22 protein-coding genes are annotated in these 21,174 nt (G+C 63.2%); 7 read left to right on the top strand and 15 right to left on the bottom strand.

Annotation, left to right across the window (positions count from 1 at the left end; translation table 11 throughout):
• The first annotated feature begins 102 nt into the window (after positions 1-102).
• The 4 genes from DLM46_RS29550 (at position 103) to DLM46_RS29535 (ending at position 4,783) form a co-directional block, all read left to right on the top strand.
• A complete protein-coding gene (locus DLM46_RS29550) occupies positions 103-1,275 on the top strand; it encodes a UbiH/UbiF family hydroxylase (protein ID WP_115106533.1) in 1,173 nt (390 codons plus the stop codon).
• 125 nt (positions 1,276-1,400) lie between these two features.
• A complete protein-coding gene (locus DLM46_RS29545) occupies positions 1,401-2,126 on the top strand; it encodes a DsbC family protein (RefSeq protein ID WP_115106531.1) in 726 nt (241 codons plus the stop codon).
• A 115-nt stretch (positions 2,127-2,241) separates the two neighbouring features.
• A complete protein-coding gene (locus DLM46_RS29540; protein WP_115106529.1) occupies positions 2,242-4,032 on the top strand; it encodes a M61 family metallopeptidase in 1,791 nt (596 codons plus the stop codon).
• Between the two features lie 154 nt (positions 4,033-4,186).
• On the top strand, positions 4,187-4,783 hold the full coding sequence (locus DLM46_RS29535) for an FMN-dependent NADH-azoreductase (RefSeq protein WP_115106527.1): 597 nt from the start codon (positions 4,187-4,189) through the stop codon (positions 4,781-4,783).
• 120 nt (positions 4,784-4,903) lie between these two features.
• Here DLM46_RS29535 and DLM46_RS29530 read toward each other — a convergent pair whose 3' ends face one another.
• The 8 genes from DLM46_RS29530 to rpe form a co-directional block, all read right to left on the bottom strand.
• Positions 4,904-5,743, bottom strand: a complete 840-nt coding sequence (locus tag DLM46_RS29530) for a uracil-DNA glycosylase (RefSeq protein WP_115106524.1) — start codon at positions 5,741-5,743, stop codon at positions 4,904-4,906.
• 73 nt (positions 5,744-5,816) lie between these two features.
• Entirely contained in the window at positions 5,817-6,443 is a 627-nt protein-coding gene (locus DLM46_RS29525) for a CYTH domain-containing protein (RefSeq protein WP_115106521.1), read from the bottom strand.
• Between the two features lie 30 nt (positions 6,444-6,473).
• On the bottom strand, positions 6,474-7,259 hold the full coding sequence (gene trpC, locus DLM46_RS29520; RefSeq protein WP_115106519.1) for an indole-3-glycerol phosphate synthase TrpC: 786 nt from the start codon (positions 7,257-7,259) through the stop codon (positions 6,474-6,476).
• 19 nt (positions 7,260-7,278) lie between these two features.
• Entirely contained in the window at positions 7,279-8,310 is a 1,032-nt protein-coding gene (gene trpD / locus DLM46_RS29515; RefSeq protein WP_115106743.1) for an anthranilate phosphoribosyltransferase, read from the bottom strand.
• Between the two features lie 17 nt (positions 8,311-8,327).
• Positions 8,328-8,915, bottom strand: coding sequence for an aminodeoxychorismate/anthranilate synthase component II (locus DLM46_RS29510; RefSeq protein ID WP_115106516.1), 588 nt, complete (start codon positions 8,913-8,915; stop codon positions 8,328-8,330).
• Positions 8,916-8,928: 13 nt separating this feature from the next.
• On the bottom strand, positions 8,929-10,422 hold the full coding sequence (gene trpE, locus DLM46_RS29505) for an anthranilate synthase component I (protein ID WP_115106514.1): 1,494 nt from the start codon (positions 10,420-10,422) through the stop codon (positions 8,929-8,931).
• A 370-nt stretch (positions 10,423-10,792) separates the two neighbouring features.
• Entirely contained in the window at positions 10,793-11,509 is a 717-nt protein-coding gene (locus DLM46_RS29500) for a phosphoglycolate phosphatase (protein ID WP_115106512.1), read from the bottom strand.
• A gap of 2 nt (positions 11,510-11,511) precedes the next feature.
• Complete coding sequence (rpe, locus tag DLM46_RS29495; RefSeq protein WP_115106509.1) at positions 11,512-12,195, bottom strand: ribulose-phosphate 3-epimerase; 684 nt, start codon at positions 12,193-12,195, stop codon at positions 11,512-11,514.
• Positions 12,196-12,489: 294 nt separating this feature from the next.
• On the opposite strand from rpe, the gene apaG reads away from it, so the two are divergent.
• Positions 12,490-12,864, top strand: coding sequence for a Co2+/Mg2+ efflux protein ApaG (gene apaG, locus DLM46_RS29490; RefSeq protein ID WP_115106507.1), 375 nt, complete (start codon positions 12,490-12,492; stop codon positions 12,862-12,864).
• Between the two features lie 46 nt (positions 12,865-12,910).
• On the opposite strand, the gene DLM46_RS40585 is transcribed toward apaG, so the two are convergent.
• A complete protein-coding gene (locus DLM46_RS40585) occupies positions 12,911-13,159 on the bottom strand; it encodes a hypothetical protein (RefSeq protein ID WP_165848082.1) in 249 nt (82 codons plus the stop codon).
• Between DLM46_RS40585 and mltA the strand changes: the two genes are divergently transcribed.
• A complete protein-coding gene (gene mltA, locus DLM46_RS29485) occupies positions 13,104-14,228 on the top strand; it encodes a murein transglycosylase A (RefSeq protein WP_115106740.1) in 1,125 nt (374 codons plus the stop codon). The genes DLM46_RS40585 and mltA overlap by 56 nt on opposite strands.
• A gap of 134 nt (positions 14,229-14,362) precedes the next feature.
• On the opposite strand, the gene paaK is transcribed toward mltA, so the two are convergent.
• The 5 genes from paaK to paaN form a co-directional block, all read right to left on the bottom strand.
• Positions 14,363-15,667, bottom strand: coding sequence for a phenylacetate--CoA ligase PaaK (gene paaK, locus DLM46_RS29480; protein ID WP_115106505.1), 1,305 nt, complete (start codon positions 15,665-15,667; stop codon positions 14,363-14,365).
• 92 nt (positions 15,668-15,759) lie between these two features.
• Positions 15,760-16,221: a hydroxyphenylacetyl-CoA thioesterase PaaI gene (paaI, locus tag DLM46_RS29475; protein WP_115106502.1), complete on the bottom strand. Its 462-nt coding sequence runs from the start codon at positions 16,219-16,221 to the stop codon at positions 15,760-15,762.
• 1 nt (position 16,222) lies between these two features.
• A complete protein-coding gene (paaG, locus tag DLM46_RS29470; protein ID WP_115106500.1) occupies positions 16,223-17,014 on the bottom strand; it encodes a 2-(1,2-epoxy-1,2-dihydrophenyl)acetyl-CoA isomerase PaaG in 792 nt (263 codons plus the stop codon).
• A 48-nt stretch (positions 17,015-17,062) separates the two neighbouring features.
• On the bottom strand, positions 17,063-18,265 hold the full coding sequence (pcaF, locus tag DLM46_RS29465) for a 3-oxoadipyl-CoA thiolase (RefSeq protein WP_115106498.1): 1,203 nt from the start codon (positions 18,263-18,265) through the stop codon (positions 17,063-17,065).
• A 127-nt stretch (positions 18,266-18,392) separates the two neighbouring features.
• A complete protein-coding gene (paaN, locus tag DLM46_RS29460; protein WP_115106496.1) occupies positions 18,393-20,093 on the bottom strand; it encodes a phenylacetic acid degradation protein PaaN in 1,701 nt (566 codons plus the stop codon).
• A gap of 131 nt (positions 20,094-20,224) precedes the next feature.
• On the opposite strand from paaN, the gene DLM46_RS29455 reads away from it, so the two are divergent.
• Positions 20,225-21,001, top strand: a complete 777-nt coding sequence (locus DLM46_RS29455) for an enoyl-CoA hydratase (RefSeq protein ID WP_115106494.1) — start codon at positions 20,225-20,227, stop codon at positions 20,999-21,001.
• On the opposite strand, the gene DLM46_RS39915 is transcribed toward DLM46_RS29455, so the two are convergent.
• Positions 20,988-21,174, bottom strand: a 187-nt coding sequence (locus tag DLM46_RS39915; protein ID WP_208866349.1) for a hypothetical protein, incomplete at its 5' end; no start/stop codon positions are given. The two genes, DLM46_RS29455 and DLM46_RS39915, sit on opposite strands and share 14 nt — an antisense overlap.

Below are 21,174 nucleotides of genomic sequence, written 5' to 3'. Positions count from 1 at the left end.
CGGGAAAGCGGTGGGTACACACTTGAACGGGCGCCGGTTTTCGGGCTGAAATGCCGCACGTGCCGATCCGTCCCCCGCAACCCCCGCAGCTATAATGCGCGGATGAACGCACACCACCAGACCTTCGATGTCGCCGTGATCGGCGGCGGGCTCGTCGGCAAGACCGCGGCGCTGGCGCTCACGCAAAGCGGACTGCGCGTGGCGCTGCTCGCGCAACCCTGCGCGCCGCTGCCCGCCGGCGCCACATTCGACTCGCGGGTCTACGCGTTGTCGTCGAGTTCGCAGGCTTTGCTGGAGCGGTTGCGAGTCTGGCAGGCGCTCGATCTGTCGCGGCTGGGTCCCGTCTACGACATGCGTGTCTACGGCGACGCGCACGCCGAGCTCCATTTCTCCGCATTTCAGGCGTCCGTGCCGCAGCTGGCGTGGATCGTCGAATCGTCGCTGATCGAGCGCGCACTGGATGCCGCGCTGCGTTTCCAGCCGAATCTGACCTGGGTCGACTCGCGCGCCCATGCGCTCGATCTCGATGCCGGCGGCGCGAGCGTCGGTCTGGACAACGGCAAGGTGCTCGAGGCCGATCTGGTGGTCGGCGCGGACGGCGCGCATTCGTGGGTGCGCGCGCAGATCGGGTCGAAGATGAACCGGCGCGATTACCGGCAAACCGGCGTGGTCGCGAACTTCAAGGCGGAGAAGCCGCACAGCGAAACGGCCTGGCAGTGGTTCAAGGACGGCGAGATCATCGCGCTGCTGCCGATGCCGGACGGCCACGTGTCGTTGGTCTGGTCGGCGCGCACCGAGCACGCGGGGCAACTGCTCGCGCTCGATCCGGCGCAACTCGCCGCCGAAGTCGAACGCGTGACGGGCGGCCAGTTCGGCGCGCTCGACTGCGTGACGCCCGCGCAAGGTTTCCCGCTCGCGCTGCAAACCGTCGACCGGTTGGTGGCGCCGCGCGTCGCGCTGGTCGGCGACGCCGCCCATCTGATTCACCCGCTGGCGGGCCAGGGCATGAACCTCGGTTTGCGCGATGTCGCGGCGCTCGCCGAAACAGTCGCCGGCAAGGAAGCGTTCCGCGATCTCGGCGACATGGTGCTGCTGCGCCGCTACGAACGCGCCCGCCGCGAAGACATTCGCGCGCTGATGATCGCCACCGACGGTCTGCAAAAGCTCTTTTCCGTTCCGGGTCCGTTCGCCAAGGCGTTGCGCAATACCGGCATGGCCCTCGTCGGCGCGCAACCGTTGATCAAGCGCTGGCTGGTGTCGGCCGCGTTGGGATAAAGCGTGCGCCGGCCCGCATGCCCGGGCTGGCGAGACAGGTATGATGAACGCATCGATGCCGTTCTGGTCAGACCGGACACATTGCGAAAACGCGCACCGCGCGCGATAGAACCCAGGAATTCAGCATGAAAAAATCGTTCCGCATCGCGGCAGTCGCGCTCGCGATCTCCGCCGTGGCAATCGGCTGCTCCGCGCAGGCCGATCAAGCCACCGACAAGCTCAAAGCCACGCTGCAAGCGCGCCTGACAGACGTAAACATCAAGAGCATTACGAAGTCGCCGATTGCCGGCCTGTACGAAGTGAACCTCGGCACGCAGATCGTCTATAGCGATGCGAACGGCGATTACCTGCTGCTCGGCGACATGGTCGATGCGAAGACGCGCAAGAATCTGACGGAAGCGCGTCTGTCGGAAACCAACCGTATCGATTTCGCGAGCCTGCCGTTCGCGAACGCGGTGAAGGTCGTGAAGGGCAACGGCGCGCGCAAGATCGCCGTGTTCTCCGATCCGAACTGCCCATACTGCAAGCAGCTCGAAACCTCGCTCAAGTCGCTCGACAACGTGACGGTCTATACCTTCCTGTATCCGGTCCTGTCGCCGGATTCGACCGCCAAGTCGAAGTCGATCTGGTGCTCGACCGACCGCGCGAAGGCGTGGGAATCGTGGATGCAGAATCATCAGGCGCCGACGGCCGCCGGCACCTGCGACACCGCCGCGATCGACAAGAACCTGGCGCTCGGCCACGCGATGAACGTCGACGGCACGCCCACCGTGTTCCTCGCCGACGGCCGCCGTCTGCCGGGCGCCGTGCCGGCAGACCGGCTGGACAAGGAAATGTCCGCCGTGCACTGAGCACGTCGCACGAATCGAACCGAGGAGGCGCGGCATGCGCCTCCTTTCGCATCAAGCCCCGAACATCCCCGCCTGACAGCACCTGCGACCCCCTAAGACCAACCAAGCGCCGCCGATGAAGCCGATCCGTTACACCATCGTTCCCAGGCAACCCGCCGCCCATCTGTTCGAAGTCACCGTGACCGTTGCCGATCCTGATCCGGCCGGCCAGCGTTTCATGCTGCCGGTGTGGATTCCGGGCAGCTACATGGTGCGCGAATTCGCGCGCAACATCGTCACGCTGCGTGCGTTCAACGACGCGGGCCGCAAGGTGCGCATCGAGAAGACCGACAAGCACACGTGGCAGGCCGCGCCGGTCAAAGGCGCGCTGACGCTGCGCTACGAGGTGTATGCATGGGATCTGTCGGTGCGTGCCGCGCATCTGGACGATACGGCTGGCTTTTTCAACGGCACCAGCGTGTTTCTGTCGCCGCTCGGTCATGAGCAAGCGCAGTGCGTGGTCGATATTCAGAAGCCCGAGGGCGCCGCGTATCGCGACTGGCGTGTCGCGACCGCGTTGCCGGAAGCTCGCGGCACGAAGCGCTACGGCTTCGGCGAGTATCGCGCGCAGAACTACGACGAGCTGATCGATCATCCGGTCACGCTGGGTGAATTTGCGCTGGCGACCTTCAAGGCGCATGGCGTGCCGCACGATATCGTGATCGCCGGGCGCGTGGTCGGGCTCGACATGGCGCGGCTGTCCGCCGACCTGAAGCGCATCTGCGAAGTGCAGATCGCGTTGTTCGAGCCGAAGTCGAAGAAGGCGCCGGTCGAGCGCTATGTGTTCATGACGCAGGCGGTCGCCGACGGTTACGGCGGCCTGGAACATCGCGCGTCGACGGCGCTGATCTGCAATCGCGGCGATCTGCCGGTGGAAGGCCGCGACGCGCTCACGGAAGGCTACCGGACCTACCTCGGTCTGTGCAGCCACGAATATTTCCACACGTGGAATGTGAAGCGCATCAAGCCGGCGGTGTTCGCACCGTATGACTTGACCCGCGAGAACTACACGTCGCTGCTGTGGCTGTTCGAAGGTTTCACGTCTTATTACGACGACCTGATGCTGGTGCGCAGCGGCGTCGTTTCGCAGGAAGACTATCTCGGCATGGTCGGCAAGGTGATCGGCGGCGTTCTGCGCGGCAGCGGCCGCCAGAAGCAGACGGTCGCGGAAAGCGCGTTCGACGCCTGGGTCAAATATTACCGGCAGGACGAAAATGCGCCGAACGCGATCGTCAGCTATTACACCAAGGGCTCGCTGGTCGCGCTGGCGTTCGATCTGACGATTCGCGCGCAAACCGGCAATCGCAAATCGCTCGATGACGTGATGCGTCTGCTGTGGCAGCGCTTCGGGCGCGACTTCTATCGCGGCAAGCCGATCGGCGTCGAGGAAGGCGAAATCGAGGCGCTTTTCGCGGAAGCGACCGGCGCGCACCTCGGCGAACTGTTCGCCGACGCTGTGTACGGGACGCGCGATCTGCCGCTCGACACGCTGCTGGCGCCGTTCGGCGTCACGCTTGCGCCGGATCTGGAGAAAAACGGCAAGCCTTCGCTCGGCGCGCGCGTGCGCGGCGGCGCGGAATGCACGCTGACGGCGGTCCACGAAGGCGGCGCGGCGCAAAAAGCCGGGCTATCGGCGGGCGACGTGCTGATCGCGATCGACGGTCTGCGCGTAACCGGCTCGAATCTTGACGCGCTGTTATCGCGCTATCTGCCGGGCGCGAAAGTCGACGTTCACGCTTTCCGCCGCGACGAGCTGCGCACCGCGCAAGTCAAGCTGGACGGGCCTGAGGTGTCGCGTTACAAGCTCACCGTGAGCGATAAGCGGCCCGCCGCGCGCAAAGCGCGCGAGCGCTGGCTTGCAAGCTGATCGTAATTAACGCCGTTGCAAATCGACGGTTCAAGGCGGCGGATTGTTCTATCCATGCAACAATCCGTCGCTGCTGGATGGCTTTTTCCCGGGCCGGTAAAAAAACACAATGACTCCACTCGCGCAACACTGCGCGCCCCTACTGGAGTCAACCATGACCACGATCCTGCAAATCAACTCGGCAGCCCGTTCGCAAGGCGCGAACTCGACGTTGCTCGTCAACGAACTGACCGCCAAGCTGCAACAATCGAATCCGGGCGCGCAAGTCGTCGTCCGTAATCTGCAAGCTGAACCGCTGCCGCATCTGGACGACGCCGTCCTCGGCGCGTTCTTCACGCCGGCCGACCAACGCACGCCGGAACAAGCCGCGATCTCGGCACGCAGCGAAGCGCTGATTGCTGAACTGCAAGCCGCCGACATCGTCGTGATCGGCGCGCCGATGTACAACTTCGGCATCTCGTCGCAACTGAAGACGTATTTCGACTTCATCGCACGCGCCGGCATCACGTTCCAGTACACGGCGAACGGTCCGGAAGGTCTCGTGAAGGGCAAGAAGGTCTACGTCGTGGCGCCGCGCGGCGGCAAGTATCTGGGCACCCCGAACGACACCCACACCCCGTACCTGAAGAGCTTCCTCGGCTTCCTCGGCATGACCGACGTGAACTTCATCTACGCCGAAGGCCTGAACATGGGCCCGGACGCAGCGGGTGCGGCACTGGCCGCTGCGCGCGAAGCGATCGCTGCTGCGTAAGGTTGTCTTCACCGCGTCAGCTTCGGCGCGGTGAAAAGAAAAAACGCCACGGAACGGGAGTTTCGTGGCGTTTTTTTATTGCTTCGGCTTCAATGCGCCGACAAATGCGGCGTTATTGCGTTAGGCCAGCATTTGCGCTTCGTCGGGCAAACGCCAGTCGACCGGCTGGCGGCCATGTTTCGCCAGATACTCATTGGCCAAAGCAAAGTGCCCGCAGCCGAGAAAGCCGCGATGCGCCGACAGCGGCGATGGATGCGGCGCCTCCAGCACGTAATGCGACTTGCCGCCGAGCAGCGCGCGCTTGGCTTGCGCGTGCGCACCCCACAGCATGAACACGAGGCCGTCATGGCGCATCGCCAGTTCGTGAATCAAGGTGTCCGTGCACTTCTCCCAGCCGCGTTTCGCGTGGCTCGCGGCTGAATTGCGCTCGACGGTCAACACCGTGTTCAACAGCAGCACGCCTTGTCGTGCCCAGGCGTCGAGGCAGCCGTGACGCGGCGGCTCGTAGCCGAGACTCGCGGCGATTTCCTTGAAGATGTTGCGCAGCGACGGCGGCGGACGCACGGCCGGCGGCACTGAAAATGCAAGCCCATGAGCTTGCGGCGTGCCGCGGTCTTCGCCGTGATAGGGGTCCTGGCCGAGAATCACGACTTTCACGTCGTCGGGGCCGGTCAGGCGCAGTGCGCGAAATACGTCGGCGGGATAGACGGTTTTGCCGGCCGCCCGCTCACCGTCGACGAAACGGCAGAGCGGCGCGTACGCGTCGCTGTCGATGAACGGCTTGAGATGCGCGCGCCACGCGGGCGGCAGGGCGGCGAATTGGGCTTCGAGCGTCGGCGGCGCGTCGGTGCCTGGCGGCATCTGAGGCTGGGCGGTCATGGTGCTGGCCGGCGTGGTGGTGGCGTCGCCGAACAACGAGGCTTGCGACGGATTGGAGCGGTTGCGGGAAGCTGAGGTCATGGCGGGGAAGTGTCGCAGCAAACGCGGTGTTGCTCAAGATGCGTTTGGCGCGCGGCGGCGCGCTCACCGCCGCTCAGGCCGCTCGCAATTGATAGCCGCGCTGCGCTTTGCTGATGTTGTCCGGCGCGAGGCCGGCTACGTGTTTGCCGAGTTCGCTCGCAAGCGCATTGAGCACGGCTTCGTCGCCGGATTTCAGCTCGAGCTCGACCTCGGAAATCGGGGCGCGGCGAACCTCGCTGTTCACTTCGGCGAGCACCTCGCCCTGGTCGATCGCGGCCTCGATGTCCGAGCCGTCTAGCGCGACATGCCATAGCGTGCGGATGAAGTTCGTCCGGAACAGTTCGATCAACTCCGGCGCCGCCTCACGCAAGGCTTTGGCGGCGGCGGGATCGTCGCAAGCGTGCAGCAGGGCGTCGATTTCCAGTTGCTCGCTGGCCACCGGCATTTCCCACTCGTGGCGGCTGTGCAAACCATCCTTCGCTTCGCCCACCGTCTTGAAAGTTTGCAGCCAGCCGTCCGGCGTGTGCCGTAGTCGCAGCGCGCTTTTCGCACTCGCTAGCGCGAGTTTCGGCGTATCGAAGTAAATATTCGCCAGCTTGACCGGGCGGCCCTCGTCGCCGGTGCGCGCGACGAACCACTGGGTCGCCGCCTTCAACTGGCTCACCGGCAGCGCCAGCTTGATTTCACGTTCCATGCCCATGACCTGCTTCGCTCCGTGCGTTCGGGATGTTCAGAAGAACATCCGCGCCAGTTCCACACCCGGTTCTTCCGCACGCATGAACGCCTCGCCGACGAGGAACGTATGCACGTCCATCGCCCGCAGCCGTTCAACGTCGGCGCGTGAGAGGAGACCCGATTCGGTGACCACGATACGGTCGTCCGGAACCGATTCGAGCATGCCGATGGTCGTCTCGATCGACGTTTCGAACGTGCGCAGATTGCGGTTGTTGATGCCGATCAGCGGTGTTTTCAGCGTGAGCGCTTGCATCAGTTCGTCGTTGTCATGCACTTCGACCAGCACCGCGAGACTCAGCGAATGCGCGAGCGCCTCGAGGTCCTGCATCTGCGAGGTGTCGAGCGCGGCGGCGATCAGCAGGATCGCGTCGGCGCCCATCGCGCGGGCTTCGACGATCTGGTACGGATCGACGATGAAGTCCTTGCGCAGCACCGGCAAGCTGCACGCCGCACGCGCTTCCTTCAGATACGCGACGCTGCCCTGGAAGAACTGCACGTCGGTGAGAACGGAGAGACAGGCCGCGCCGTGTTGTTCATACGAACGTGCGATCTCGGCCGGCACGAAATGCTCGCGCAGCACGCCTTTGGACGGGCTCGCCTTTTTCACCTCGGCGATCACGGCGGCGAGGCCGGCCGCGTGCTTCGCGCGCAATGCGCCGACGAAATCGCGGCTATCGCGCGAGGACGCTTCGAGGCGCAGTTCTTCGAGCGGCGCGCTCCGTTCGGCCGCGCGGACTTCTTCGCGTTTGACCGCAACGATGCGGTCCAGGATGTCGCTCATGAGTATCTCGCTACAAAAGTTACTGCTTGAATTGCTGGGTGAAGCGGATCAGTTCGTCGACCTTCGCACGGGCCTTGCCGCTCGCGATCGCTTCCCGCGCCAACTGGATGCCGTCCGCAATCGATGCGGCCACGTTCGCCGAATACAGCGCGGTGCCTGCGTTCAGCGTGACGATTTCACGCGCGACGCCCGGCTTGTTGTCCAGCGCTTCGAGCAGCATCACTTTGGATTCGGCGGCGTCGGCCACTTTCAGCGTGCGGTTCGACACCATCTGCATGCCGAAGTCTTCTGGATGGATCTCGTACTCGTGCACTTCACCGTCGCGCAGCTCGCCGACTTGCGTCGCCGCGCCGAGCGAAACCTCGTCCATGCCGTCCATACCGTACACCACCAGCACGTGCTTCGCGCCGAGGCGCTGCATCACGCGCACCTGAATGCCGACGAGGTCGGCGTGAAACACGCCCATCAGCTGATTCGGCGCGCCGGCCGGGTTGGTCAGCGGTCCGAGAATGTTGAAGATGGTCCGCACGCCGAGTTCGCGGCGCACCGGCGCGATGTTTTTCATCGCCGGATGATGATTCGGCGCGAACATGAAACCCATGCCGGTTTCCGCAATCGACGCCGCCACCTGTTCCGGTTGCAGATCGATATTCACGCCGAGCGCTTCGAGCACGTCCGCGCTGCCCGACTTGCTCGACACGCCGCGGTTGCCGTGCTTCGCGACCTTCGCGCCGGCCGCCGCGGAGACGAACATCGTCGCGGTGGAAATGTTGAAGGTGTGCGAGCCGTCACCGCCGGTGCCGACGATATCGACGAAGTTCGAGTTGTCCTGCACGTCCACGTGCCTGGCAAATTCACGCATCACCGTGGCGGCTGCGGTGATTTCGCCGATGGTCTCTTTTTTGACGCGCAAGCCGGTGATGATCGCCGCCGCCATCACGGGCGAGAGTTCGCCGCGCATGATGAGCCGCATCAGATGCAGCATTTCGTCGTGGAAAATTTCGCGGTGCTCGATCGTGCGCTGCAACGCTTCCTGGGGCGTAATTGTCATGATGTCGTCTCTCTTCATCAAGCGTTGCGATGGGCCAGCTTCGACTGCTTCACGAAATTTTCAAGCAGCGCGTGGCCGTGTTCGGACAGGATCGATTCTGGATGGAACTGCACGCCTTCCACGGCCAGCTCCTTATGACGCACGCCCATGATCTCGCCGTCCTCGGTCCACGCGGACACTTCGAGACAGTCGGGCAGCGATTCGCGTTCGATCGCGAGCGAGTGGTAGCGGGTCACGACGAAATGCTTCGGCAGGTCGGCGAATACGCCTTTGCAGTCGGTTTCGATCGTGCTCACCTTGCCGTGCATGATGGTCTGGGCGCGCACCACGCGCCCGCCGAATGCCTCGCCGATTGCCTGATGACCGAGGCACACGCCGAGAATCGGCGTCTTGCCGGCGAATTCGCGCAGCACATCGAGTGTGATGCCGGCGTGTTGCGGGTTGCTCGGGCCGGGCGACAGGCAGATGCGCTCGGGGTTGAGCTGCGCGATTTCGTCCAGCGTGATTTCGTCGTTCCGGAAGGTGCGCACGTCTTCGCCGAGTTCGCCGAAGTACTGCACCAGGTTGTAGGTGAACGAGTCGTAATTGTCGATCATGAGCAGCATGGTCTGTCTCCGGTCAGAAGTCGCTATCTAGGCCGTCTTGAACTTGTTCGGCAGCGCGCAACACGGCGCGCGCCTTGTTCTCGGTCTCTTGCCATTCGGATTCCGGCACCGAATCCGCGACCACACCCGCTGCCGCCTGCACATACAGATTGCCGTTCGCGATCACGCCGGTGCGGATCGTGATCGCCAGATCCATTTCGCCGGTGAACGACAGATAGCCGACCGCTCCGCCGTACAGGCCGCGCTTCACGGGTTCAAGCTCGTCGATCAGTTCCATTGCGCGAACTTTCGGCGCGCCGGACAGCGTGCCGGCCGGGAAGGTGGCGCGCAGCACGTCGAAATTGGTGGTGCCGGGTTTCAGCTTGCCTTCGACCGAACTCACGATGTGCTGCACATGCGAGTACTTTTCGATCACCATCTTGTCGGTGACCACCACTGAGCCGATCTGTGCGATGCGGCCCACGTCGTTACGCGCGAGGTCGATCAGCATCACGTGCTCGGCGATTTCCTTCGGATCGTTCAGCAGTTCGGTGGCGAGTTCCGCATCGCGTTCCGGCGTATTGCCGCGCGGACGCGTGCCGGCGAGCGGCCGGATCGTGACGATGCGATCCTCGCCGCGCTTTTCCTGGCGCACCAGAATTTCCGGCGACGCGCCAACCACGTGGAAGTCGCCGAAGTTGTAGTAATACATGTACGGCGACGGATTCAGCGAACGCAGCGCGCGATACAGCGACAGCGGGTTGTCGCGGTACGGTTTGGTCAGGCGCTGGCCGACCTGCACTTGCATCAGTTCGCCGGCGGCGATGTATTCCTTCGCCTTGCGTACGGCGGCCAGATAGTCGTCTTTTGCGAACTCGCGGTAAGTCTCGGTGCGCACGCTCGCCGACGTAACCGGCGGTTGCACGGTCGAGCGCAAACGCTGGCGCAATTCACGCAGGCGCTGTTTGGCGCGCGTGTAGGCCTCGGGCTGCGCCGGATCGGCGTAGATCACCAGATAGAGCTTGCCCGCCAGGTTGTCGATCACGGCGACTTCTTCGGTCAGCAGCAACTGGATGTCGGGCAGGTTCAGATCGTCGTTCGGCGCGGTGTGCGCGAGCTTTTTCTCGATGTAGCGCACCGCGTCGTAGCCGAAATAACCGGCGAGGCCGCCCGCGAAACGCGGCAGACCCGGCCGTTGCGCGACCTTGAAGCGGCTCTGGAATTGCTGGATGAACTCGAGCGGATCGCCCTCATGCGTTTCGACGACCTTGCCGTCGCGCACGACTTCCGAGACGCCGTTGCGGGTGCGCAGCAAGGTGCGCGCGGGCAGGCCGATAAACGAATAGCGGCCGAAGCGTTCGCCGCCCACCACCGATTCCAGCAGGAACGAGTTGGCGCCGTTGCGTTCGCTTTGCGCGAGCTTCAGGTAGAGCGAAAGCGGCGTTTCGAGGTCGGCGAGCGCTTCGGCGATCAGCGGAATGCGGTTGAAGCCCTCATTGGCGAGGGACTGGAATTCGAGTTCGGTCATGTTCCGATCCTGTTCATAGGTCCGGCGGCAGCGTGCGTCGGACAAAGCGGGGCATTGCGCGGCCGGTCAGGCGTGGGTTCGGCTTGTAGATCCGATGATACCGACCGGCGCGAGTTTCCCATCGACGCGTGCAAGGGGTTTCAGCGCACAGCGATACCTTATGGGTACACGTTGGCCGAATCAACCGATGCAGCGATACAAGGTGATGGAAAAAACGCGTGAGCGCAGCGAAGTAAAAAACGGTTGCCGAAGACGAGCTTCAGCGTACCTCAGGCGAGGTTAGCGCGACCAGCGACGCCAGGGCCAGGCTCCCCGGTCGATGCTAATCAGACTCCGTTTTTTATTCAGAAACATGAGGATGAAGGACTTTTCAAGTCGTGGAATGGTGCGCTGCGATCGCCTTGGCGGCGTCGAGCAGCGAGGCAACTATACCATCGGATTTTATTGTTTGTATAGCTTGGCCATGGTTGTAGCCGTACGGCACCGTCAGCGTCGCCATGCCCGCGGCGCGGCCCGCCAGCGCATCGTTTTCCGAATCTCCGATGGCGACGGTGGCTTGCGGTGCGACGCCGAGCTGGGCCGCCGCCGTGAGCATCGGCAACGGATCCGGCTTCTTTTTCGGCAGGCTGTCGCCGCCGAGCACGACGCTGAAATACTGACTGAGCCTGTACTGCTGCAGCAATTCCACTGCGAAACGGTGCGGCTTGTTGGTCACGCAGGCGAGCTTGAGGCCGGCATCGCGCATCGAGATCAGGCCGGCTTCGACGCCGGGATAGAGCCGCGTGTGCAAGCCGTTGATCTTCGCGTATTCCGCCTGGTAGATGGCGAGCGCCTCGTCGAAGCGGTCTTGCGCATGGTTCGCTTCGAAACGCGGCGCCAGCACGCTGCGGATCAGGTGCTCCGAACCCTTGCCAACATAGCCCACCACTTCCTCACGCGAGGTTTCCGTCGCGTCGAGTTGCGCGAGCATGCCGTTCAGGCCAGCGGTGAAATCGTCGGCGGTATCGATCATCGTGCCGTCCAGGTCGATGATCGCTGCTTGCAGGCGCGGGCCGGTGAAACTCGGGGCAGGGAACGCAGCCATCATAGTTAGTGTTGAACGTTGGCGAGTGCGGCGCGCATCTTGTCGATCACAACCTTGTGATCCGGCGCTCCGAAGATCGCCGAGCCGGCCACGAATGTGTCCGCGCCGGCTGCCGCGATCTCGGCAATGTTGTCGACTTTAACGCCTCCGTCCACCTCGAGATGAATTTCGCGGCCGGTCTTTTCCTTGTACGCGTCGATGCGCTTGCGCGCCTCGCGCAGCTTGTTGAGCGCTTCGGGAATGAACGACTGGCCGCCGAAGCCCGGATTCACCGACATGATCAGCACGAGATCGAGTTTGTCCATCACGTGGTCCAGATAATTCAGCGACGTGGCCGGATTGAACACAAGGCCGGCCTTGCAGCCGTGGTCGCGAATCAGCGACAGCGTGCGGTCGATATGGTCCGAGCCTTCCGGGTGAAAGCTGATCAGGTTCGCGCCGGCCTTGGCGAAGTCCGGCACGATGCGGTCGACCGGACGCACCATCAGATGCACGTCGATCGGCACGTCTACGTGCGGGCGGATCGCTTCGCAGACGAGCGGGCCGATCGTCAGGTTCGGCACATAGTGGTTGTCCATTACGTCGAAGTGAATCCAGTCGGCGCCGGCGGCGACGACGTTGCGGACTTCTTCACCCAAGCGGGCGAAATCGGCGGATAGGATGCTGGGAGCGATGCGGAATTGCGTCATGGCAGGGGTGGATGCAGGCGGGAAAGCGCCATTTTACCGGTTTGTACGCCGGGGAACCGGGTAGCGGACGGTTCGAGGCCGGTCCCGGATTGCGTGCCAAAAGCGACCAAACGCGACCAAACGCGACCAAACGCCTTAACCGCCCTTGGCCAAAGGGATTTGTCCGGTTGCGGGCATGCCGCGCATCAAGCAGAATGCCAAACCATAAGCGAGGCTCGCCAATGCGCCCGCAAACCATTGGCATTCGGGCTTCCCAGCGATTTTCCAGCCCCGTTTCATCAGACCGGAATCAGGATGAGCCAGTACGAATTCAGCGTCTCGGCGAAGGTGCAGTATCTGCCCGAAGAGTCAGACCCGGAGCGCCGCCAGTATGCGTTCGCATACACGCTGACTATCCGTAACAGCGGCCAGGTGCCTGCGCAACTGATTGCGCGCCACTGGGTGATCACCGATAGCGACAAGAAAGTGCAGGAGGTGAAAGGCCTTGGCGTGGTCGGCCATCAGCCGCTGCTCAAACCCGGTGAGCAGTTCGAATATACGAGTTGGGCGGTGATCGCCACGCCCGTCGGGACAATGCGCGGAGAGTATTTTTGCGTGGCGGAGGACGGCGAGCGCTTCGACGCGCCCGTACCCGAGTTCATCCTGCGCATGCCGCGCACGTTGCATTGAACCGGAGGCGCGTCCCGCGGTCTTTAAAAAGCTTGGCTGCGCAGCTTCACTGCGGTTTTTGCTGCTTTTGCCGTTCACTGCCGTGGTTGGCGCGCGCGGCTTTTTTCTTGCCGGACGACGTCCACACAACGATAAAGACGAGCAGGAAGAGCGCGAGGAGCGATTCCAACGCGAAGATGAGCATCGGGTATTCGTCGAACAGATCAGACATGGCGGTTTCCATCAAGAACGAATATTGTATGCGTTTTGTCCGCACGGCCGGAGCATGGCTCGGGGCGCTTTCGGTTGCTGTCATGCTTGCTTCCTGCGGTGGCGGCGGCGCGCTCCGGTCTTCGGTTTCGCCGCCCACAGGCGCCGCGATCATACCCGGACAGATCGCCCCGGCGCGGCTCACAGCAGTGGCCTGGCAGCAGGTGCCGGGTTGGCAGGATGACTCGTTGATCGGCGCGACGGCCGCGCTGCGGCAAAACTGCGTGAGACTGGCGCGCCAGCCGAACTGGGCGCGCGCCTGTGCGGCGGCTTCGCAAATCGACGATCTCGACGTCACCAGCGCCCGTGCATTTTTCGAAGCCTATTTCACGCCTTTCCAGCTAGCCAACAACGACGGCACACTCGACGGTCTCGTCACCGGCTACTACGAGCCGCTGCTGCGCGGATCGCGCACGCGGCACGGCGTGTACCAGACTGCGCTGTATCGCTGGCCGTCCAGTTATCGCGCGGGCGCGCCGCTGCCGGCGCGTGCGCAACTCGAGCGCGCGGGCGTGCTCAACGGCAATGAACTGGTGTGGGTCGACGATCCGATCGAAGCGTTCTTTCTGCAGGTGCAAGGGTCGGGACGCATCGTGATGGAAGACGGCAGCGTGATGCGGGTCGGCTTTGGCGGCACGAACAATCAGCCGTACAAGTCGATTGGACGGTGGCTGCTCGATCGCGGCGAGCTCACGCCGGCGCAGGCGACCATGCAGGGCATCAAGGCATGGGCACGCGCTAATCCGACACGGGTCGACGCGCTGCTCGACACGAATCCGCGCTTCGTGTTCTTTCGTGAAATGCCGTCCAGCGAGAGCGTGCCGATCGGCGGCGCCGACGGTCCCATTGGCGCACTCGGCGTGCCGCTCACGCCGGAGCGGTCGATCGCGGTTGATCCGACTTCGATTCCCCTCGGTACGCCGGTGTTTTTGCAGACCACGCGTCCGTTGACGAACTCGCCGATGAATCGCCTCGTCTTTGCGCAGGACACGGGTTCCGCGATCAAAGGCGGTGTGCGCGCCGACTACTTCTGGGGTCTCGGCGACGATGCCGGAGATCTCGCCGGCAAGATGAAGCAGGGTGGCCGGATGTGGTTGTTGCTGCCGAATTCCTGATGGTTCGGCGGCAGAGGCGTGAGGGCGGCATTTCCTGGTTGGAGAGGCCACCCTTGCTTTATTTGCTGCTATGACGTGCTGCTTCGGCTGGTGCATTTTTGCAGTCGCGCAGGCACCAGCCGCCGTTCGCAAGCCTAGAGTCCGGATTTCCGCTTGTCGACCACTCGACGCGCCTTGCCCACCGAACGCTCGATTCCGTTCACCGCCAACACGTTGACTACCGCGCTGACGCCGATCAGCGCCTTGATGTCATAAGTCAGCGCCTGTTTTGCCGTGTTCAGCGCGGCCGTATCCGGCGCCGTTTCCGGGCAGGGTTCGACGTTCAGCGTCAACACGTCGAGTGGACCTTCCTTGGTCAGCACGATCTGGTAGTGAGGCGCGAGGGCATGCTGCTTGAGCAGCAGTTCTTCGATCTGCGTCGGGAAGACGTTGACGCCGCGCACGATCATCATGTCGTCTGAGCGGCCGGTGATCTTTTCCATCCGGCGCATGGTGCGTGCGGTTCCTGGCAAGAGGCGCGTCAGATCGCGTGTCCGGTAACGGACGATCGGCAGCGCTTCCTTGGTCAACGACGTAAACACCAGTTCGCCGAGTTCGCCGTCCGGCAGCACCTTGCCGGTTTCGGGATCGATGATCTCGGGATAGAAGTGATCTTCCCAGATGGTCGGGCCGTCTTTGGTTTCGACACACTCCGACGCCACGCCGGGCCCCATCACTTCGGACAAACCGTAGATATCGACCGCGTCGATGCCCATGCGTTTTTCGATCGCCAGGCGCATGTCGTTGGTCCACGGCTCCGCGCCGAAGATGCCGATGCGCAGCGAGCAACTGGCCGGATCGACGCCTTGCCGCTCGAGTTCGTCAGCGATCGAGAGCATGTAGCTCGGCGTCACCATGATGATGTCCGGGCGGAAATCCTGAATCAGTTGCACCTGCTTTTCGGTCTGGCCGCCGCCAAACGGGATTACCGTCAGGCCCGCGCGCTCGGCGCCGTAATGCGCACCGAGGCCGCCGGTGAAGAGGCCATAGCCGTAGCTCACGTGTACTTTGTCGCCGCGCTTCGCCCCGGCGGCGCGGATCGAACGCGCCACGAGATTCGCCCACGTATCGATATCGCGCGCGGTGTAGCCGACTACGGTCGGTTTGCCCGTCGTACCCGATGACGCGTGGATTCGCGAGATCTGCTCCTGCGGTACGGCGAACATGCCGAACGGGTAGTTGTCGCGCAGATCCTTCTTGGTGGTGAAGGGGAAACGCGACAGGTCCGCGAGGGTCTTCAGATCGCTCGGGTGGACACCAGCTTCGTCGAATTTGTGCCGATAAACCGGCGAGTTCTCATAGGCGTGGTTCAGCGACCACTTGAGCCGTTCGAGTTGGAGCGCGGCAAGTTCGTCGCGGCTGGCGGTCTCGATGGGATCGAGAGGGAGGGCGGTGGTCATCGAATGTCTCCTTGCTGCCTCAATGCTTAAGTCTGATATGCGGTGCGCGTTGGTGCGCGAGAGTCGGGTGACGGGCTGCTATCGATGCACCTTCAGTCACCCGTAGGAATCAGGTTGCCTTTGATTTGCGCCGATTTGCCGCGAAACATCGCGACGGTTTGCCTGGCAAGATTCGTCACCCGGATATCGTAGATGCCGGTGCGGCCGCTCAGCGTTTGCTCGATGGCTTCGGCAGTCAGCACATCGCCGCCTTTGACCGGTCGCAGAAACTCGATCGAGCAGCCGGCCGCAACCGTGTTGATGTTGTGGGTGTTGCAGGCGAAAGCGAACGTGGAATCGGCGAGCGTGAAAATCAGGCCGCCGTGGCAGATCTGATGGCCGTTCAGGAAGTTGTCGCGCACAGTCATGCGCAAGCGCGCATATCCGGCGCGCACCTCCTCCACTTCAAGTCCGAGCGCACGGCTGCAAGCGTCGTTTTCGTACATGGCGGTGGCGGTCGCGCGGGCGAGTTCGTCCGGCGTCATCTGGGCAGGGCGGTTCGGTTGCGTGGACATGTCAGCGGCCCTCGAAACGCGGCGCGCGCTTTTCTACGAACGCTTGCACACCTTCCGCGTAATCGTGAGACGCGCCGAGTTCACGCTGCAGATCGCGTTCGAGATCGAGCTGCTGGTCGAGGGTTTGCGTTGCGCCCGCGCGCATGGCTTGCTTGATTGCGGCGATGGCGCGCGTGGGTTGCTGCGCAAGTTGGGTCGCCAGTCTGGCTGCTGTAGCGGCGAGCTCCGTGTCGTCGACCGCTTGCCAGATCAGCCCCCAGCTTTCGGCTTTCTCCGCGCTCAGTTTGTCGCCGGTGATGGCGAGGCCCAACGCGCGCGCCATGCCGACACGCTGCGGTAGAAACCAGGTACCGCCCGAGTCCGGCACCAGACCAATCTTCACGAACGCCTGGATGAAGCTGGCTGAGCGGGCGGCAAGCACCAGATCGCAAGCCAGCGCGAGATTGGCGCCGGCGCCGGCGGCCGTGCCGTTGACCGCTGCGACCACCGGCAACGGCAGCGCTTGCAGCCGGCGAATCAGCGGATTGAAGTGCTCGTCGATCAGCTTGCCGAGGTCGGTCATCGCGCCCGGCGTGAAGTCGAGGTCCGCGAGATCCTGGCCGGCGCAGAAGCCGCGGCCCGCACCGGTCAACACGAGCGCACGCGCGCCTGATGCTTCAAGCTGGTCGAGCGCGGCGCTCAGTTCCTGATGCATTGCGCGCGTAAAGCTGTTGAGCTTGTCCGGGCGGTTTAGCGTGATGGTCGCTACGTGGCTCGAGGCGTCGAGATCGACGCGAATCGCTTCATATGACATTGGGTGTCTCCTCAAAGTCTCTTTGACCGGTGCTCGCGACGACGGCGCTCAGACGCGTTCGATCGCCAATGCGATGCCTTGGCCGACGCCGATACACATCGTGCAAAGCGCATAGCGGCCGTTGATTCGTTCCAGCTGATAGAGCGCCGTGGTGATCAGACGCGCGCCCGACGCGCCGAGCGGATGGCCGAGCGCAATCGCTCCGCCGTTTGGATTCACACGCGGATCGTCGTCGCGCAGTCCGAGCAAGCGCAGAACTGCGAGGCCTTGCGATGCGAAAGCTTCGTTAAGCTCGATCACGTCGAATTGATCGAGCGACATGCCCAGGTGTTTCAGCAGCTTTTGCGTGGCCGGCGCCGGGCCGATGCCCATGACGCGCGGCTCGACCCCCGCTGTTGCCATGCCCACCACGCGTGCGCGGCGACGCAGACCGTATTGATCGGCAGCCTCCTGATTCGCGAGCAACAGCGCGCAGGCGCCGTCGTTCACGCCCGATGCATTGCCGGCGGTCACGCTGCCGTCGGCGCGGACCACGCCTTTGAGCTTGGCGAGGCTTTCGAGCGAAGTCTCGCGCGGGTGTTCGTCGAGCGTCACGCGCACGGGATCGCCTTTCTTCTGCGCAATTTCAACGCTGACAATTTCTTGAGCCAGCGTGCCGTCGCGCTGGGCGCGGGCCGCCTTTTGCTGGCTCGAAAGTGCAAACGCATCCTGATCCGCGCGGCTTATGCCGAATTCGACAGCGACGTTTTCCGCGGTTTCTGGCATCGAATCGACGCCGTATTGGCGTTTCATCAGCGGGTTGATGAAGCGCCAGCCGATGGTCGTGTCGTGAATTTCGGCTTGCCGCGAAAACGCGCTGCTGGCCTTGCCCATCACGAACGGCGCGCGCGTCATGCTTTCGACGCCGCCCGCGATCATCAGACGCGCCTCACCCGCCTTGATGGCTCGCGCAGCAGTGCCGACTGCGTCCATGCCCGAGCCGCACAGGCGGTTGATGGTCGCGCCCGGCGCGCTGGTGGGCAACCCGGCCAGCAATGCCGACATGCGGGCAACGTTGCGGTTGTCTTCACCGGCCTGATTGGCGCAGCCATAGATCACGTCGTCCAGCGCGAGCCAGTCCACCTCTGGATTGCGCTCGATCAGCGCCTTGATCGGTACCGCGCCGAGGTCGTCGGCGCGGACATCCTTCAGGGCGCCGCCGTAGCGGCCGATGGGGGTACGAATCGCGTCGCAAATGAAGGCGTCGTTCATGTGAGATTCCTGCTGGGGCGAATTGGCATGAGTTGCCAATCCGATGTCTCATGTTAGTTGGGGGGTACGGCTCGGTCCATTCGGCCAACCGACATAGGACGCGGGCTGTGCTTTTGTCTTATGCGGCTCAGCCAGCTACCGCCGACGCTGCTTTCGGTTCAACATGAACGCGGCTCTGAACAACGCGGAAGCGGTTCGCGACGAATGCGGCGTCGGCGAGCGCGGCGTTTGCAGCCGGATTCGCGCCTGTACCGTGGAAGTCGGAGAACGCCGCCGATTGATTGACGAACACGCCGCCCGTCAGGTTGATCGACAGCGCCACGCCGCCGCGAATCGACGCTTCGTGGGCCTCTTCGAGCACGGCTTCGTTCGTGCTGTAGACCGACAGAGTCAGCGCGCCGTGCTCGGCGGCAATTGCGCCGGCCAGGTCGAGCGACTGCGCGGTCGAGTCCGTCGCGATCACGAACGAGATCGGGCCGAACCATTCTTTGGTGAACTGTGCATGGTCGGTGGCGGCATCCAGTTGTAGCACGAGCGGTGTGCGCACACGGGCGCTGGCAAAAGCCGGATGTTCGAGCGATTGGCTTTCAACGAGAACATGCCCGAGCGTGCTGGCTTCGTCGATACGCTGGGTTACGCCTTCGTTCTGAATTGCGCCGAGCAGTTCGACGGCGCGGGCCGGGTCGGCAACCAGTTTTTGCACGGCGTTGGCAATAGCTTGAGCGACCTCGTCGAACCCGAGTGTGCCTTCGGCGGTGCGGATGCCATCGCGCGGTACGTAGATGTTTTGTGGAGCGGTGCACATCTGGCCCGAGTACAGCGCAAGCGAGAACGCAATATTGCGGGCGGCGGCTTTGATGTCGTCGACCGAGTCGATCACGATCTGGTTGACACCGGCCTTTTCGGTGTAGACCTGCGCCTGATGCGCATTGCGTTCGAGCCACGTGCCGTTTTGCGTGCTGCCGGTGAAGTCGATGAGCTTGATCTCCGGGCGCAAGGCCAGATCCTGGACGAGCGGGCCATCATTCGGATCCGTCGCCAGCAGCGTGACGACATTCGGATCGAAGCCTGCTTCGCGCAGGACCTCACGCGCGATTCGCACGGTCAGTGCGAGCGGCAGTATTGCGCCCGGGTGTGGTTTGACGATGACCGTGTTGCCGGTGGCCAGATCGGCGAACAGGCCGGGATAGCCATTCCATGTGGGGAAGGTGCAGCAGCCGAGCACAAGTCCGGTGCCGCGCGGCACGACGGTGTAGCGCTTGTGCATCGCGAGCGGCGGATTTTTCCCCTGCGGCTTTTCCCAGTGGGCGTCTGCGGGGATGCGGCGCAATTGATCCCACGCATACACGACGGCTTCGAGCGCTCGGTCCTGTGCGTGCGGGCCGCCGGCCTGGAAGGCCATCATGAAGGCCTGGCCGGTTGTGTGCATCACGCTGTAACCGATTTCGAAGCTGGCGCGATTCACGCGGGCGAGAATCTCGAGGCACACGCCGATCCACGCCTGTGGGCCGGCGGCGCGCCAATCGCGCTGCGCGGCAGCGGCGGCTGCGATCAGCGTGTCCGCATCGGCCTTTGGATAGCGGACGCCGAGCGGGAACCCGAATGGGGAAACCTCGGCGCCGACGCTTTTGCCGGTCGACGGTTGGTCCAGTTCGAAAGTCTTGTTCAGGTGTGCCTTGAACGCGGCTTCGCCGTCGGCGTTAGCTGTTTCCCCGTACACTTTCGGGCTGGGCATCTCGACGAACGGGCTCCAGTAGCCGCGCGTCTCGACCGCGGTGAGTGCCGTTTGCAACGTGGCTTCGTGCTTGGTGAATAGCGGATGTGTCATAGCAGAGGAGCTTGGCTGTACGTTGGGAAAAGCCTGTCTAATAATTGACCGACCGGTTGGTTGGTGAATGTTAGCATCATTAAGACGGCCGCGCGAAGCGTTTTCGCGTGCCATTCACACTAGGAGGCAGCATGGCTTACGAGAGCATTCTGGTTGAGACGCGGGGACGAGTCGGCCTGGTCACGCTGAATCGCCCGAAGGCGTTGAACGCGTTGAACGACGCGCTGATGGACGAATTGGGTGCGGCGCTGCGCGAATTCGACGCCGACGAAGCGATCGGTGCAATCGTGGTGACGGGCAGCGAGAAAGCGTTTGCTGCCGGCGCCGACATCGGCATGATGGCGACCTATTCATATATGGATGTCTACAAGGGGGACTACATCACGCGCAATTGGGAGGCCGTGCGCTCTATCCGCAAGCCAATCATTGCTGCGGTGGCCGGCTTTGCGCTTGGCGGCGGCTGCGAACTGGCGATGATGTGCGACATCATTTTCGCCGCCGACACCGCGAAGTTCGGCCAGCCGGAAATCAAGCTGGGCATCATGCCGGGGGCCGGCGGCACGCAACGGTTGCCGCGTGCCGTTTCCAAGGCAAAAGCGATGGATCTCTGTTTGACGGCCCGTTTCATGGATGCCGCGGAAGCTGAGCGGGCGGGACTGGTCTCGCGAGTGATTCCCGCGGCCTCTCTTATTGACGAGGCGATCGCTGCGGCTGCGACGATTGCGGAATTCCCGCTTCCGGCAGTCATGATGGTGAAGGAGTCGGTCAATCGCGCGTACGAAACCACGCTAGCCGAAGGTGTGCATTTCGAGCGCCGGCTATTCCATTCGCTCTTTGCGACCGAAGATCAGAAGGAGGGAATGGCTGCGTTCGTGGAGAAGCGCAAGCCGGTCTTCAAGCATCGTTAATACGCTTGTCAAAATAACGCTTGCAAGCCTTCGTCCGGCTCGCTAGAATTTCGCTCTTTCGTGCTCCGGACAACGGGGCGCGGGAGGCGGGAGAGCCAGCAGTGGCAAGGCTTTCAGCGAGGCGGGCAGGTTGGAAAAGCTGGAAAAACCTGTTGACGGCGTAGCGAAAGTTC

The organism is Paraburkholderia lacunae (assembly GCF_003353175.1).
GTDB lineage: Bacteria > Pseudomonadota > Gammaproteobacteria > Burkholderiales > Burkholderiaceae > Paraburkholderia > Paraburkholderia lacunae.
Note: the sequence above shows the minus strand (reverse complement) of the source record. Positions and strands in the feature narration are given on the sequence as shown.

Excerpts from the sequence above, each read along its gene's own strand:
- DLM46_RS29550 (WP_115106533.1), top strand. The coding sequence starts at position 103 with ATGAACGCACACCACCAGACCTTCGATGTCGCCGTGATCGGCGGCGGG.
- DLM46_RS29545 (WP_115106531.1), top strand. The coding sequence starts at position 1,401 with ATGAAAAAATCGTTCCGCATCGCGGCAGTCGCGCTCGCGATCTCCGCC.
- DLM46_RS29540 (WP_115106529.1), top strand. The coding sequence starts at position 2,242 with ATGAAGCCGATCCGTTACACCATCGTTCCCAGGCAACCCGCCGCCCAT.
- DLM46_RS29535 (WP_115106527.1), top strand. The coding sequence starts at position 4,187 with ATGACCACGATCCTGCAAATCAACTCGGCAGCCCGTTCGCAAGGCGCG.
- DLM46_RS29530 (WP_115106524.1), bottom strand. The coding sequence starts at position 5,743 with ATGACCTCAGCTTCCCGCAACCGCTCCAATCCGTCGCAAGCCTCGTTG.
- DLM46_RS29525 (WP_115106521.1), bottom strand. The coding sequence starts at position 6,443 with ATGGGCATGGAACGTGAAATCAAGCTGGCGCTGCCGGTGAGCCAGTTG.
- trpC (WP_115106519.1), bottom strand. The coding sequence starts at position 7,259 with ATGAGCGACATCCTGGACCGCATCGTTGCGGTCAAACGCGAAGAAGTC.
- trpD (WP_115106743.1), bottom strand. The coding sequence starts at position 8,310 with ATGACAATTACGCCCCAGGAAGCGTTGCAGCGCACGATCGAGCACCGC.
- DLM46_RS29510 (WP_115106516.1), bottom strand. The coding sequence starts at position 8,915 with ATGCTGCTCATGATCGACAATTACGACTCGTTCACCTACAACCTGGTG.
- trpE (WP_115106514.1), bottom strand. The coding sequence starts at position 10,422 with ATGACCGAACTCGAATTCCAGTCCCTCGCCAATGAGGGCTTCAACCGC.
- DLM46_RS29500 (WP_115106512.1), bottom strand. The coding sequence starts at position 11,509 with ATGATGGCTGCGTTCCCTGCCCCGAGTTTCACCGGCCCGCGCCTGCAA.
- rpe (WP_115106509.1), bottom strand. The coding sequence starts at position 12,195 with ATGACGCAATTCCGCATCGCTCCCAGCATCCTATCCGCCGATTTCGCC.
- apaG (WP_115106507.1), top strand. The coding sequence starts at position 12,490 with ATGAGCCAGTACGAATTCAGCGTCTCGGCGAAGGTGCAGTATCTGCCC.
- mltA (WP_115106740.1), top strand. The coding sequence starts at position 13,104 with ATGCGTTTTGTCCGCACGGCCGGAGCATGGCTCGGGGCGCTTTCGGTT.
- DLM46_RS40585 (WP_165848082.1), bottom strand. The coding sequence starts at position 13,159 with ATGACAGCAACCGAAAGCGCCCCGAGCCATGCTCCGGCCGTGCGGACA.
- paaK (WP_115106505.1), bottom strand. The coding sequence starts at position 15,667 with ATGACCACCGCCCTCCCTCTCGATCCCATCGAGACCGCCAGCCGCGAC.
- paaI (WP_115106502.1), bottom strand. The coding sequence starts at position 16,221 with ATGTCCACGCAACCGAACCGCCCTGCCCAGATGACGCCGGACGAACTC.
- paaG (WP_115106500.1), bottom strand. The coding sequence starts at position 17,014 with ATGTCATATGAAGCGATTCGCGTCGATCTCGACGCCTCGAGCCACGTA.
- pcaF (WP_115106498.1), bottom strand. The coding sequence starts at position 18,265 with ATGAACGACGCCTTCATTTGCGACGCGATTCGTACCCCCATCGGCCGC.
- paaN (WP_115106496.1), bottom strand. The coding sequence starts at position 20,093 with ATGACACATCCGCTATTCACCAAGCACGAAGCCACGTTGCAAACGGCA.
- DLM46_RS29455 (WP_115106494.1), top strand. The coding sequence starts at position 20,225 with ATGGCTTACGAGAGCATTCTGGTTGAGACGCGGGGACGAGTCGGCCTG.